The organism is Aurantiacibacter spongiae (assembly GCF_003815535.1).
GTDB lineage: Bacteria > Pseudomonadota > Alphaproteobacteria > Sphingomonadales > Sphingomonadaceae > Alteraurantiacibacter > Alteraurantiacibacter spongiae.
Map to the genome: position 1 here is coordinate 880,300 of NZ_RPFZ01000001.1, position 14,548 is coordinate 894,847.

The 14,548-nt window shown below is 64.0% G+C and carries 8 protein-coding genes; 5 read left to right on the forward strand and 3 right to left on the reverse strand.

Annotated elements, in window-relative coordinates; all coding sequences use genetic code 11:
- Nucleotides 1-24: 24 nt before the first annotated feature.
- Nucleotides 25-2,439: a glycoside hydrolase family 3 N-terminal domain-containing protein gene (locus EG799_RS04360; protein ID WP_234029011.1), complete on the forward strand. Its 2,415-nt coding sequence runs from the start codon at nt 25-27 to the stop codon at nt 2,437-2,439.
- A gap of 19 nt (nt 2,440-2,458) precedes the next feature.
- Entirely contained in the window at nt 2,459-3,655 is a 1,197-nt protein-coding gene (locus EG799_RS04365; protein ID WP_123878892.1) for an endo-1,4-beta-xylanase, read from the forward strand.
- Nucleotides 3,656-3,843: 188 nt separating this feature from the next.
- Here the strand turns inward: EG799_RS04365 and EG799_RS04370 are convergent, their stop codons facing one another.
- Nucleotides 3,844-7,254, reverse strand: coding sequence for a TonB-dependent receptor (locus tag EG799_RS04370; protein WP_234029012.1), 3,411 nt, complete (start codon nt 7,252-7,254; stop codon nt 3,844-3,846).
- A gap of 170 nt (nt 7,255-7,424) precedes the next feature.
- Here EG799_RS04370 and EG799_RS04375 point away from each other — a divergent pair, with 170 nt between their 5' ends.
- From EG799_RS04375 to EG799_RS04385, 3 genes are read left to right on the forward strand one after another with little or no spacing between them, the layout of a single operon-like run.
- A complete protein-coding gene (locus tag EG799_RS04375; protein WP_123878894.1) occupies nt 7,425-9,023 on the forward strand; it encodes a tryptophan halogenase family protein in 1,599 nt (532 codons plus the stop codon).
- Complete coding sequence (locus EG799_RS04380; protein WP_123878896.1) at nt 9,020-10,555, forward strand: tryptophan halogenase family protein; 1,536 nt, start codon at nt 9,020-9,022, stop codon at nt 10,553-10,555. The genes EG799_RS04375 and EG799_RS04380 overlap by 4 nt, the downstream gene beginning before the upstream one ends.
- On the forward strand, nt 10,552-11,568 hold the full coding sequence (locus EG799_RS04385; protein ID WP_199798266.1) for a cupin-like domain-containing protein: 1,017 nt from the start codon (nt 10,552-10,554) through the stop codon (nt 11,566-11,568). Before EG799_RS04380 ends, EG799_RS04385 begins: the two co-directional genes overlap by 4 nt.
- On the opposite strand, the gene EG799_RS04390 is transcribed toward EG799_RS04385, so the two are convergent.
- Nucleotides 11,546-13,015 (reverse strand): tryptophan 7-halogenase, encoded by a 1,470-nt coding sequence (locus EG799_RS04390; RefSeq protein WP_123878898.1) that lies wholly within the window; start codon nt 13,013-13,015, stop codon nt 11,546-11,548. The genes EG799_RS04385 and EG799_RS04390 overlap by 23 nt on opposite strands.
- Nucleotides 13,012-14,535 (reverse strand): tryptophan halogenase family protein, encoded by a 1,524-nt coding sequence (locus EG799_RS04395; RefSeq protein ID WP_123878900.1) that lies wholly within the window; start codon nt 14,533-14,535, stop codon nt 13,012-13,014. The genes EG799_RS04390 and EG799_RS04395 overlap by 4 nt, the downstream gene beginning before the upstream one ends.
- Between the last annotated feature and the right edge of the window lie 13 nt (nt 14,536-14,548).

The following is a 14,548-nucleotide window of genomic DNA, read 5'->3' on the forward strand; positions in this document are numbered from 1 at the left end:
CGCCCGTTCGGGAGAGGATATTCGATGAACACCATGTTGCGCGCCGCGCTTGCGGCGAGTGTGGGCCTGATGGCGCTGACCGGTCCGATCACCCCGGTCGCGATGGCGCAGGACGCCGCGATGACCGACGAAGTTGCACGGCCCATGGCCGACGCGCCCTACTGGAACGCGAGCCTTCCGACCGAACAGCGCGTCGCCGATCTCCTCGCCCGCATGACGATGGAGGAAAAGCTCGCCCAGATGATCAGCACCTGGACCAACAAGGCAGCAATCCAGGACGAGGCGAATTTCTTCGATCCCGCAAAGGCGAGCGAGCTCTACCCCGATGGCATCGGGTTCTTCACCCGTCCATCGGACCAGGCAGGGCCGGGATCGCCGCGGGCCACTCCTCCGCGTTCGATCCAAGAATCGATCCGTTACGTGAACGCGCTGCAGCGCTGGGCACGCGAAAACACTCGGCTCGGCATTCCTGTTCTGACGCACGAGGAATCGCTGCACGGGCTTGCCGCGCAGGACGCGACCAGTTTTCCGCAGTCCATCGCCCTCGCATCCAGCTGGAACCCCGATCTTGTTCGCGAGGTCAACGACTACATCGCATCCGAGGTCCGCGCGCGCGGGGTATACCAGGTTCTGTCCCCCGTGGTCGACGTCGCCCGCGACCCCCGCTGGGGCCGGATCGAGGAGACGTTCGGGGAAGATCCCTACCTCGTGGGCGAGATGGGCGTTGCTGCTGTCGAAGGTTTGCAGGGCGTAGGAACCGACCCGGTGCTCGGCGAAGGGCAGGTTCTCGCCACGCTCAAGCACATGACCGGTCACGGCCAGCCCGAGAGCGGAACGAATATCGGGCCTGCGCAAATCTCCGAACGAACGTTGCGCGAAATGTTCTTCCCCCCGTTCAAGCAGGTGGTGGACCGCACCGCGATCCGTAACGTGATGGCGAGCTATAATGAGATCGACGGCATTCCCAGCCACTCCAATCGCTGGCTGCTGCACGACGTGTTGCGCGGCGAATGGAATTACCAGGGCGCAGTCGTTTCCGATTACTTTGCCATCGAGGAAATGGTCTCCCGCCACCACGTCGCCGAGGATGTCGCCGGTGCCGCCCTGCTGGCGCTTCGGGCCGGGGTGGACGTCGATTTCCCGGACGGCGCTGCCTATTCCCACCTGGACGAACTGCTGGCCGACGGTCGCATAACGCCCGAACAGATCGACGATGCGGTGCGGCACATCCTGACGATGAAGTTCAATGCCGGGCTGTTCGAGATGCCCTTCGTCACCGACACCGGGCCTGCCATGCGTTCGAATACCGAACAGGGCATCGCTCTCGCGCGGCGGGCGGCGGAACAATCGCTCGTCCTGTTGAAGAACGACGGCGTGTTGCCGCTGGCCATGCCGGAGGGCGCAGGGCGTCCGACTATCGCCGTCATCGGTCCGAATGCCGACGTCGCTCGGCTCGGCGGCTATTACGGGATACCGCGCAACACCGTGACCCCGCTGGACGGCATCCGCGCTCTCGTGGGCGACCGCGCCGAGATCGTACATGCGCCAGGCGTCGCCATTACCGTTGATGACGATTGGTGGGAAGACGAGGTGCAGCTCGCCGATCCGGAAGAAAACGCCCGGATGATCGCGGCCGCGGTCGAGTCCGCGCGCGATGCCGACACGATCATCCTGTTCATCGGCGATACCGAACAGACCAGTCGCGAAGGTTGGGCAGATGAGCATCTGGGCGACCGGACGAGCCTCGATCTCGTCGGACAGCAGAACGACCTGTTCGACGCGTTGCGGGCGCTGGGCAAACCCATTGTCACCGTCCTCGTCAACGGACGACCGCCCAGCTACCCTAACGTAGCCGAAAATTCGAACGCTGTCCTGGAAACTTGGTACGCCGGCGAGCAGCAGGGCAATGCGATTGCCGATGCCCTGTTCGGTCGCGTCAATCCGGGTGGCAAACTGCCCGTTACCGTGCCGCGCAATGTCGGGCAGCTTCCGCTGCTCTACAACCACAAACCCAGCGCCCAGCGCGGCTACCTCTTCGACACCACCGATCCGCTCTATCCGTTCGGTTACGGACTGTCCTACACGCAGTTCGCTTTCGGTACGCCCACGCTGTCATCCGATACCATTGCCGGTGGTCAGGGCGTGACCGTGCGCGTGCCCGTCACCAATAGCGGCGATCTGGCCGGTGACGAGGTCGTGCAGGTCTATCTGCGCGATGACGTGAGTTCGGTGACCAGGCCGGTCCAGGAGCTCGCGGGCTTCGCACGGGTGACGTTGCAACCGGGAGAAACGCGCGCGGTGGATATTCCGATCCGTGCCGACGCGTTCCGCTTCTGGAATCGCGACATGGAATTCGTGACCGAACCGGGCACTTTCACACTGATGGTTGGTCCCAACTCGGCCGACGTGACCGAGGTCACGCTGACCATGACGGACTAGCCGCAAACAGGATACCCACATGACAGACAGTTTCCGTATGAACCGCCGCGGTGCGCTTGCCGGGTTGGCGGCCCTGCCCCTGGCGGCATGCGCGGGCGACACAAGCTGGGCCGGATCGTCATCCGGTCCGGGCGCCGCGGTCGCCGACAATGTTCCGACGCCAAGCCTGGACGCGCTGGCGCGGCGTCGGGGCCGGCGCTTCGGCAGTGCAATTGCCGCAACACCGGGCAACGTGGATGCCGGATCGATTCAGAACCCGCGCTATTCGGCGCTGATCAAGGCCGAATGCGGCCTGGTCGTGCCCGAAAACGAACTCAAGTGGCAGGCGACTCGCCCCGACGCGGCGACTTACGATTTCGCGCGGATGGATGCCGTGGCCGCCTGGGCGCGGGCCAACGAGATGGAACTGCGCGGCCACACCTTGTTGTGGCATCGTCCGGAATGGTTCCCTGCCTGGCTCAACGCCTATGACTTCGGAGCGCATCCGGCGACGGAGGCGGAACGCCTGATCAGCGAACACATCCGCACCGTGGCGCGCCGCTACGGCGACCAGATCAAGAGCTGGGACGTCGTCAACGAAGCCATCGATCACGATGCGCGCGCTACCATGGAAACCAGCCTGAGCCGTGCGATGGGAACGCCGGAATCGGTCATCGACCTTGCCTTTCGAACTGCACGTGATGCGATGCCGGACGCGCAACTGGTCTATAACGACTACATGAGTTGGGAACCGCAGCACCAGAACCATTGCGCCGACGTCCTGCGCTTGCTCGAGGGCATGGTTTCACGGGGGGTGCCTGTCGATGCGCTCGGAATTCAGTCGCACATCGAGATGTTCGAGATCGATCCCGCAACCGGGGTCGGTCCGTATGCCGAAAGGCAGTGGCGCGCATTCCTGGACGAGGTGACGGGGATGGGTCTGCGACTTCTCATCACCGAGTTCGATGTCAAGGATTCCGCCCTGCCCGCCCCCATTGCGCAGCGCGACGCCAAGGTTGCCGACTATACCCGCCGCTATTTCGACCTGATGCTCGAATATGACGACGACCTGGACGACATCCTCGCCTGGGGCATGGTGGACCGGTTCAACTGGCTTCAGGATTTCGAGAAGGCAGCGCGGCCCGATGGACTCGAAATTCGTGGGGCGCCATACGACAACGACTATCGTCCGAAGCCCATGCGCGACGCCATTGCCGCGGCGCTGGCGGCCGCTTGAGGCGATCAAGGGGCTGAGCCGTTCCAGGTTTCCCCCGGAACGGCACGAGAACCGCCGGACCCTCGCCCCGGGTCCGGCGGTTTTTCTGTGCCCTCGAGGTTCGCGAGGCATCTTTCTCAAAAAAAGAGGGCCGCCGGACCAGATCGGTCCGGCGGCCCGCTCATATCCAGGCCCAATGGGAGAGCGGCCTAGAAATTGCCCCGCAGGATGAATGAGAAGCGGCGGTCGTTCATGAAATACGAGCGCGGCGCCAGGTCATCCGGATTGCCGGTGTAGGCCTGGGTCGTCTCGGTCACTTCGTTAAGCAGGTTCACGCCCTGCACACCGACCCGCAGGTTTTCATTGATGTTGAAGAAGATCGATGCGTCCAGCTGCCCCGTCGGCTCGTTGAAGATCGAGTAGTAGGGGAAGATGACGTCGCTCGCCGTCAACAGGAAGCGAGAGCGCCAGTTATATGCGGCACGAACGGACAGCGGCCCCTTCTCGTAGAAACCGGCCACGTTGAAATTGTGCTTCGACAATTGCTCCAGAGGCAGGTTTCCAGGCGTGACGGTCGACGGTGTGACCGTCGTCCCGCCATTGAGGAAGGTGTTGGGAAGCCCCGAACTCTCGATATAGGTGTAGTTCGCAGAGCCGCCCAGACCGTCCAGCGGTGCGGGCAGGAAATCGAAGGTCTGCTGATAGGCGACCTCGAAGCCCTTGATCTTGCCGCTGCCATCGTAGTTTGCCGGACCGCGAACCGTTATGTCGCGGCTGTCGCCGGCGCTGTTGACGATCTGCTCCGTCCGGGTCTCGTTGTAGAAGAAGTTCTTGATATCCTTGTAGAAGGCATTGAACGTCAACGACCCGACCCGGGCGAAATACCACTCGAGGCTTGCATCGAACTGCCAGGCCGTTGCCGGAAGCAGCGTGGGATCGCCCGCCTGCCCCGTGAAATTGCCCGTCACGTCGATCGCCGGCGTGAAGTAGTTGCGGATGTAGCTGTTTTCCGGCCGCGTCAGAACCTTCGAAACCGCGAAGCGCGCAATCAGATCGTTGGTGATCCCGAGTTTCAGGTTAAAGCTCGGCAGGAAGTAGTCGTAGCTGTTGTCGACCGTTTCGGTGATGAGGCTGCCATCGACGAAATTCTGCAAGGCGACATACGCATCACGGCCGATAGTACAGATCCCGCCGGGACGCGCCGTTCCGCCACCCAGTTCGGCCGGCACCGCGCGTTCGGCACAGCGTGTGTCGAAGTCCTGCGCGATATTGAGGCCAGCCTGCGTGCCCGGACCGACCGCGCCTGTCGAGGACAGGTCGGTCTTGACCCAGCGAACGCCGATATTGCCGGACAGTCGCATGTCGTTGAAGACGTTGTCACTGCCGAAGCTGAGCATCGCATAGGCCGCGTAGTCCTGGCTCGAGACATCCTGGATATCGGGCGCCGTGTACCGTGTGCCGTCGATCGTCCCGTCGCGCTGCGCGAGCGGGATGAAGGTCGGAGATGCACCGTACTGACGCGCAATGTCCTGAACGCCGGCAACAAAATCGAGCGCCCCCTGATAATCGGCCGCCGGTTCGCCGCTGTAATAGTAGGCTCCGATCGGACCGGGCGTCTGTCCCCGGAAGAAGTTCGGGAAGCCGTAGAACTCGCTGGCACTGGCATCGGTATCGGCAAAGTTGATCGGTCGGCTACCGGACCACACCTCGCTCAGCATGCCCCAGTTATACGTGGTGTAGCGGACCGTCTGATCGCGTTCCTCGTAACGTGCGCCGACCTTGACGCGGCGGATGAACGCATCGTCACCGAACTCGTATTCCAGATCGCCGGCGAAGGCATACTGATCGCCCTCGCTGTCCTCCGAGTGATCCATCGCCGCACGCCAAAACTGGAAGCGCGGATCGGTAAAATATCCGAAATCGGTTGCATTCGCCAAAGCGGGCGAAGGCTGTGACCAGTCGTAACCGAGAAACTGCGGCTTGTGCGGACGCACGACGGGCAGGTCGCCGGAAATGTCCAGCTCGGAATCCGCGAAATTCGATCCGAAGATCGAGAAGTCGAGGTTCTGGCGCCGGGAAGTGGCGTATTGCGCGTCCAGCTCCACCCGCAGGCGGTCGCTGAACTCGTGCTGCAGGTTGATGCTGTAATCCTCGTTGGTCGTCTCGTCGGCGACCCCGCGGCGAGCCAGCGAATACTGCGAACCGCCGATCGGCACGTAGGGCGAACCCTGGCCGGGAGACGGATCGTAATTGTCTACCTGGCCGCGCCAGCCGTTGCTGGCATCGACGATATAACCCGACTGGAACAGGTTGTCCTCGTTATAGACGAAGTCCTGGAAGCCGCCGACCGGGCACTGCGCGCGCGGCGGGGTCTCGTCGTCGGGATTGATCGTCCCCTGATCGTCGATCTGGTTCGGGCCGTTGGCGTTCTGCTGACAGCCCAGCGGATAGGTCGAATACTCCGTGAGGTCGGGTGCGGCCTCGTAGGTATATTCACCCCAGTCGTTGGTCGTGTGCGAGCGGATGAACTCCGCCGTCACGCTGGTCCGCCGGTCGGTCGTTTCGTACTGCGCCGACAGAGCGATACCGTCGCGCTTGCGATCGAAGTTCTGGGTGCGGAACTGGCCGCCGACCGGCGCGACGCGGTAATCCGCATAATCGGCGAAACCGTCGGCGCCCGGGCTGCCGAAATTGCCGCAGGCGGCGTTGGGCGGCGGCAGCGTCATGGTGTCGGTCTGCGCAGGCAGGGGGTTGCGACAGATGAAGGTGTTGCCGGTGTTGGCAGCACGCACCAGCTGACCGTCGCGCGTCTGGTAGTTGGCGATCTGCAGGCCGTCTGCCCGGCTCTTGATCTGCGAGTAGGACGCGCTCGCCAGGATACCGAAGGTGCCGATGCCGGTATCCCAGGTGTTGCTGATGAGACCGGATACGTTCGGCGTCCACTCCTCGGAGAAGTCGCCGTAGTTCAGTTCTGCGCTGAAACCGACATGGAAACCGTAACGATCGAACGGTTTGCGCGTGATGAGATTGACCGTGCCGGCCAGACCACCCTCGATCTGTTCGGCGGTCGAGTTCTTGGCGATGATGACCGAACCGAGCAGTTCAGACGGCACATCGGCAAAGTTCAGTGCCTGCCCGTTCACGCCCGCGACGAACGCGGTGCGGCCGTTGAATTCCGACCGGACAAAGTTGAGGCCGCGAACGGTAACACCCGAACCCTCGACCGAGAAGTGATCGGGATCGTTCGATCCGGCGAAGCGGTTGATCGCGATGCCCGGGACACGCTGCAGCGCCTCGGTCACGGAGCGATCGGGCAGAGCGCCGATATCTTCGGCGGTGATGGCGTCCACGACGGTATCGGCGTCGCGCTTGATGTTCTGCGCATTGGCCAACGACTGCCGGATGCCAGACACGATGATGACATTGCTGTCGGCCGTATCGCCGACCTGCTCGCCCGCCTCTTCCGTCTCGGTGGTAACGGGGTTGTCCTGCGCGTAGACCGCCTGGCCCGCCAGCAGGCTGCCCAGAACAGCCAGCGAGGAACCCGCGCGCAGATATTTACGGAACGTCATTTCGATAGCGGCGTGGTCGCCGTCACGATGAGTAATCGCCTTGGTCAAGAGACCTCTCCTCCCCATGTTAGCGCTACCATAATTTGGCACGGCGCTTGAAACGTTGAACGGTGGTGTCCTACTGGCGCGAACATTCCTTGGCAAGCGGTGCTTTGAAAGTTTAGGAAAGGTGCGGCATTTATGTCGCGGCGTGTCCGGGAGGGGTAGCAAGGCCGGGAATGACGAACAGCGAGGGTATCGTTAACATCAACGCCGTGGACCGCGTGGTCATCGTGGGCGGCGGAACCGCGGGCTGGATGGCCGCCGCGGCCCTGTCGCGCTATTTCGACAACGGACGGCGCAAGATCGTGCTCGTCGAATCGGATGCCATCGGCACGGTCGGGGTCGGAGAAGCGACCATACCGCCGATCGCCAGCTTCAACGCCATGCTCGACATCAACGAGAATGATTTCCTTCGCGCCACGCGCGGCACGTTCAAACTGGGCATCGAATTCGTGAACTGGGGGCGGTTGGGCGACCGTTATTTCCATCCCTTCGGCACCTATGGCCAGGATCTGCACGGAATTAAGTTCCACCAGCTGTTCCTGCGCGAGGCGGCGCGCGGCGGACCCCGCTCCATAGCCGACTTCTCCATGAGCACGGCCGCCGCCGCGGCCGGTCGTTTCGGACGGCCCGCGCCCGGCGCGCAATCGCTCGTGTCACAGATCGCCTACGCCTTTCATTTCGATGCCGGCCTGTACGCATCGTTCCTGCGCAAGATGGCGGAGAAACAGGGAACCCGCCGCCGTGAAGGGCGCATCGTTCGCGTCCACCGCAACGCAGAGAACGGCGATGTGACCGGTGTGGAACTGGACGGCGGCGAGGTCGTGAAGGGCGACCTATTCCTAGACTGTTCAGGCTTTCGCGGCCTGCTGATCGAAGAGGCGCTCGAAACCGGGTACGAGGAATGGAGCCGGTGGCTGCCGATGGACCGGGCCCTGGCGATGCCTACGGCGAACACCCGAAGCCCCCCGCCCTTTACCCGCGCCACCGCGCATGGCGCCGGCTGGCAATGGCGCATTCCGCTTCAGCATCGCACCGGCAACGGCCATGTGTTCTGCAGTGCCTACACCAACGCCGACGATGCCGAGACCACTTTGCGCGATCATGCGGAGGGCGAACCGCTAGCCGATCCGCGGTTGCTGCGATTCGTGACGGGAATGCGCAGGAAGGCGTGGAACCACAACGTCGTTTCGCTTGGCCTTTCCGCTGGATTTATCGAGCCGCTCGAATCGACCAGCATTCACCTCATCCAGAACGGCATCGCCCGCCTGTTCGCACTGTTCCCAGAGCGGGAGATCAGCCCGCTCGAACGAGACGAGTACAATCGCGGCATGCGTGAGCTGTACGAGGATGTGCGCGACTTCATCATCCTTCACTACAAGGCGACGCAAAGGAACGACACGCCGTTCTGGCGCTACGTTCGCGAAATGGACGTGCCGGAAAGCCTGACGCGCAAGATGGCGCTCTGGCGGCTTCACGGTCGTATCTTCCGCGAGAATGCGGAGCTTTTCTCAGAGCCCAGCTGGATCGCGGTGATGCTCGGGCAGAATGTCTGGCCCGACCGCTACGATCCCATAGCCGACACGCTGGACGAGCACCGCGTCGCATCGGCGATGGCGCAAATGCGTGAGGCCTATCATCGCACGGCGCAGGGATTGCCGACGCAGGAGGAGTTCCTGCGGCAGGCCGGCGCCTGGCACGAGGAGGGTCCGACGGGCGCGCCACCTTCGCCGGCTCCGTTTGCCTCGTTCCACGCTACGGGAGGGTTCCGATGAACGGGGATCCCATCAGCCGCATCGTGATCGTGGGGGGCGGCACCGCCGGGTGGATGGCCGCCGCGGCGATCTCTCGCATCATGGGCGAGCTTCCCGATCTAACGATCACGCTGATCGAGAGCGACGCGATCGGTACAGTCGGGGTCGGCGAGGCGACGATCCCCCAACTGATCGGCTTCAACAAGTTGCTGGGCGTGGACGAACGCGAGTTCGTGCGCGAGACCCACGCTACCTACAAGCTGGGTATCGAATTCGTCGACTGGCTGCGGCTCGGTCACAGCTACGTCCACCCCTTCGGCAGCTACGGCATCGACATGAAGGGGATCGAGTTTCACCAGTTCTGGCTCCGCGGACGCGCGCTGGGCGAGGCAGCGGAACTGGACGACTATTCCATAGCCGTCGCAGCAGCAAAGGCGGGGAAATTCTTGTGGCCTCGACCCGATCAGCCCAATTCGCCGCTCGCCCGCCTGTCCTACGCCTTCCAGTTCGACGCCGGTCTGTACGCCCGATACCTGCGGCGCCGCGCCGAAGCGCAGGGCGTGAAACGGATCGAAGGGCGCGTGACCGATGTGTCGCAAGACGGGGAAACCGGTCACGTGGACGCGGTCACCTTGGAAAGCGGCGAACGGGTGGAGGGCGAGCTGTTCATCGACTGCTCTGGCTTTCGCGCCCTGCTCATCGGACAGACGCTTGGCGTTCCGTTTACCGACTGGACGGACTGGCTGCCATGCGACCGGGCGGTAGCGGTGCCCTGCACGCTCGCAGGCGCGAACGAACCGCTCACCCGCTCGACGGCGCGTCCTGCGGGCTGGCAATGGCGCATTCCGTTGCAGCATCGGATCGGCAACGGGCACGTCTATTCCTCAACCCACATGAGCGAGGACGAGGCAACCGCCATCCTGCTCGCCAATCTTGACGGGCGCCCGCTCGCCGAGCCTCGGCACTTGCGGTTTACAGGCGGTCTGAGGCAGCGGGCGTGGGAGAAGAACGTCGTCGCGCTGGGGCTGGCGGGGGGCTTCCTCGAGCCGCTCGAATCCACCGCGATCCAGTTGGTGCAGGCCGGCATCGCCCGGTTGATGAGCCTGTTTCCGACAACGGCCTTCGCCCCGGTCGAGATGGAGCGTTACAACCGCGAAACCGAAGAGGCCTATACCGATATTCGCGATTTTCTCGTGCTGCACTATCTCGCCAGCGAGCGCGACGACACCGCCTTCTGGCGGTATTGCCGCAATCTCGATCCGCCCGATGGACTGAAGGAGAAGCTCGCCATGTTCCGCAGCTCGGGCCGGGTGATCCGCGAGCATAACGAACTCTTCACGGAAACAAGCTGGCTGTCGGTAATGGTCGGTCAGGGGGTTCAGGCGCGCGGTTATCATCCGGCCGCCGCGCTGCTGGATGAAGATGAAACACGTCGCCGCCTCGGCCATATCCGCGAGGTGATCGCGACCACCGTGTCCCAGATGCCGACGCAGGAGGAGTTCCTCGCCCAGAATGGCAGCGCGATACCGCGCGAGCGGCGTATCACGGCTTGACCGCCCCGCCCCCGCCATCGGCCATCGAGGAGATCGAGGAGCCTGTAGACGCCGCCCGCCTCGCCGCCGTGAGGCAGGCCGGGAAACCGGTGGTCATGCGCGGTCTCGTGTCTGACTGGCCCGCCGTCGCGGCCGCGCGCGAAGGCGACGAGCGTTTCGTCGACTATCTCACATCCGGCCCGGCAACGCGGCCGGTCACCGCGATCGCGGCACCACCCGGGGAGCACGGACGGTTCTTTTACAATGCTGACCTGACGGGATTCAATTTCGTCACGGGACAGGGTCATCTTCCCATGTTCCTCTCCGACCTGCTACTAGCCCGGCATGTGCCCGATCCGCCGGGCATGGCCGTGCAGTCGGAAGACATTTCGCAGCTCCTGCCGCACTTCGCCCGGGAAAACCGGCTGCATCTGCTGCCACGGGTTTCTCCGCGCATCTGGATCGGCAACCGCATCCGCGTAGCGCCGCATTACGACGTGAAGGAAAACATCGCGTGTTGCGTCGCAGGACGCCGGCGGTTCACCCTCTTTCCCCCCGACCAGATCGGCAATCTCTATCCCGGCCCGTTCGAACTGACGCCCGCCGGTACGCCGGTGAGCATGGTGAACATGGATGCCCCAGACCTGGTCGCCCATCCGCGCTTTTCCGAGGCCTGGAAACACGCAGCGCAAGCGACGCTGATGCCGGGCGATGCGATCTACATTCCCTATTGCTGGTGGCACGGGGTGGAATCGCTCGAACCGCTGAGTGTGCTCGTCAATTACTGGTGGAACGAGGGCGAGCCCGAAGGCGTCGGCGGCCCATACGATGCACTTCTGCACGCGATCCTCGCTTATCGTCACCTGCCGCCCGCGCGGCGCGCGGTGTGGCGCGGCATGCTGGAGCATTACGTTTTCGAAGCGAACGGTGATCCTGCCGCGCATCTGCCCGAGCGGGCAAAAGGCGTGCTCGGTGCCCCCGAACCGGGCCTGTTCACCCGGATGCGGCAGATCATCCGCGAGGCGCTGGGCTGAGCGCCGCCTGCAACCACTGCGCATAGGGCGGCGCGTATTCGAGCGCGGCGCGCGCCTTGGCCGCAAACATCGACTGCGCCTGTTCCCCCTCCCGCGGATCGGCCGTGCGTGACTGCGGCGGGATACCCCTTGCGAATCCCAGCGCCGTCAGTAGCCCGACGTATTCCCGGGACAGGAACGGCGCTTCTTCACGGGTGGGCAACCGCCCACGGCGCGTGAACTGATCAAGTGTCGTGGCGAGCGCATCGGATCGCTTCGTGTCGCCAAATACCCTGCGCGCCCCTGGAGCCGCATAGGCCATGCCGAGCGTATCGCGCATGGCATCGGCCATGAGCCCTGCGCGCCGATTGTACTCGGCCCGCTCGCGGGGCTCGACATCGCGGCCGGGCAGCAATTCGAGCAACAGGTCGAGCTGGCGATGCGCAAGGTCGAGGTTGCAGCGACCGAGCGGTTCGAAGCGCGCCGCCGCATCGCCAATGGCGACGACGTTTCCGAGCCAGGGTCGAGAGGCACACCCGGGGGAGATCGCGATCTCTTCAGCCGGCTCACTCTGCAGGGTGCGGATCGCCGCTTCCCGTGTCAGACCGTCCGGCATCGCGAGCGCGACCTGCAAACCGTCCCGCCCGGCAAACTCGCTCAGCCACCCTTCCGCGAGCAACGTCGTGCGATCTTCCAGCGCCAACATGGGTTGACCGGGCGGGGCGATCATCATGCGGCGCACGGGAAGGTAAGCTGTCCAATCCTGGGTTTCATAACCAGCAAGGACGGACAGGAGGGCGGCACCGGGTCCGCTGCAATCGACGAACAGATCGGCCGCCAACTCTCCCTGCCCGGCAATAGAGAGGACGGCGATCCCACCGTCGTCACCGGGCTGAATCGCGGCGATATCACCATGCACATGGGCGACGCCGATCGACCGGGCTTCGGCAATCAGGATGTTCCTGTACGCGCCGGGGTTCCAGCGCAGGGCGTAATCGACCTCGTCCAGCGGCGTTGAAACATCGCCTGGAGGCACGCAGAAGCGGCCCGCCTCGGCCAGCACTTCGGCAAGCGATCCGGGCGAACGCGACACCGTTCCCGTCTGCTTGCCCCCGCCCCACTCCCGCGCGAACCGCGTCGTTTGGGCAGGGTTCGACGCTCCGCCATAGGACAGTGTTTCGTACTGACCTTCCCCGCCCCACCCTATCAAACGCTCGACGAGCCGATGGCTCCCGCCCGCTTCGCGGATGATGCGATCCTCGCCAATGCCAAGCCGGTCATGCAGGCGGTTGGTGAAGGGTAGCGCAGTAGCGGAGCGGTCGGCAAAAGCGCTCTGTTCGGGGGCCAGCCCGATAACCACGACCTCGCACGCCGGTAACGCGCGGCGAATGGCGATGGCGCAAAGAACTCCCACCTGGCCCCCGCCGGCAACAACCACCCGGCGCAGCGGTTCGCGCGCGGCGCTCACGCCTCCTCGGCCAACCGAGCGCTTTCGCGATGCAGGTAGTCGGCGTGAGCCGGCATGGCGGCGACATGGTCGGCGATGGTGCGCTTCAACCTCTCGAGCGCCCCTTCAACGCGTGCGGGATCGGCCAGCGAAGTGCGGGGGTCGTGACGTTCTGGAAACACGCCCTGCCCCAGATAGACCGCGATCCAGCTGGCATCGTAGAACAACCCGTCCGAATATTTCTCTATCCTGCCCGCACGCCGCCACAACTCCATCTTGTCGGCGAGACTGTCGGGCACCGTCATCGTGCGGACATGATTCCAGAAATCGGAATCGTCCCTGGTGGTCGCGTGGTAGTGAAGGATCAGGAAATCGCGCACGCGGTCGTATTCCATGTCAACCAGACGATTGAATTCGTTCCGGTCCCGCGGGTCGATGCCCGGGCCCTCGGGAAACAGTTCGATCAGATAGGTGATCGCCATCTGTGCGAGGTAGATCGAGGTGCTTTCGAGCGGTTCGAGAAAGCCGCTCGCCAGTCCCACTCCCACGACGTTATGACTCCAGGAACGACGCCGCCGTCCCGGGCGGAAGCGCAGGATACGCGGGTCGGCCAGCGGTTCACCGTCCGCGGCGCTGCGGATGGTTTCGCACGCCTCGTCCTCGCTGGTGAAGGAACTGGCGAACACATAGCCGTTGCCCATGCGGTGCTGGAGCGGGATCCGCCAGCGCCAGCCGGCCGGCATGGCGGTGGCCGTGGTGTAAGGACGAATGGCGCCGGTCGCATGCGTGCATGGCATGGCCGCGGCCCGGTCGCAGGGAAGCCAGTGCGTCCAGTCTTCCCATTCCTCGCCCAGCTCCTGTCCCAGAAGCACCGAGCGAAACCCAGAGCAATCGACGAACAAATCGCCCTCGATCCGCCGCCCGTCCTCGAGCACCAAGGCGGTGACATCGCCCGTCTGGGCATCGCGCTCGACCTCGATCACCAGCCCTTCATGACGAGCAACGCCGATGCCAAGACCGAAGTCGCGCATGAAGGGGCCGAACAAGGTCGCATCGAACTGGTAGGCGTAACCGTACGTACTCGCGAGCGACGCATCGCCTGCTGGCGGCGCGAAACGGTCGGCCCGTGCCGCCGCCACAGCCAGTGAGTAGTTTCCGAGATCGCCAGCCATGCCCTGCGATTGCAATTGCAGCCACCAGTGGTGAAAGCCGACGCCAGCCACTTCCTCTCCGAAACTGCCGAACGGGTGAATGTAGCTTTCGCCCAGACGCCCGAAATCGCGGAAGTCGATGCCAAGCTTGTAGGTCGCATGGGTGGCGCGCATGAAAGCGGCCTCGTCAATGCCCAGCCGCTCCACGAAACCGCGGATGTGCGGCAATGTCGCCTCGCCGACGCCGACGATCCCGATATCCTCGCTCTCGATCAGTTGGACGTTCGCCATGCCGGGCAGCAACCTTGCCAGCCCCGCCGCCGTCATCCACCCCGCCGTCCCGCCGCCGAGGACGACGACACGCAAGGGGGGACGGGCTGGTTCGCTCATGCGAAAGACGATA

What these genes read in the sequence shown, in the direction of transcription:
- EG799_RS04375 (WP_123878894.1), top strand. Translation starts at nt 7,425, where the DNA reads ATGACGAACAGCGAGGGTATCGTTAACATCAACGCCGTGGACCGCGTG.
- EG799_RS04365 (WP_123878892.1), top strand. Translation starts at nt 2,459, where the DNA reads ATGACAGACAGTTTCCGTATGAACCGCCGCGGTGCGCTTGCCGGGTTG.
- EG799_RS04360 (WP_234029011.1), top strand. Translation starts at nt 25, where the DNA reads ATGAACACCATGTTGCGCGCCGCGCTTGCGGCGAGTGTGGGCCTGATG.
- EG799_RS04380 (WP_123878896.1), top strand. Translation starts at nt 9,020, where the DNA reads ATGAACGGGGATCCCATCAGCCGCATCGTGATCGTGGGGGGCGGCACC.
- EG799_RS04395 (WP_123878900.1), bottom strand. Translation starts at nt 14,535, where the DNA reads ATGAGCGAACCAGCCCGTCCCCCCTTGCGTGTCGTCGTCCTCGGCGGC.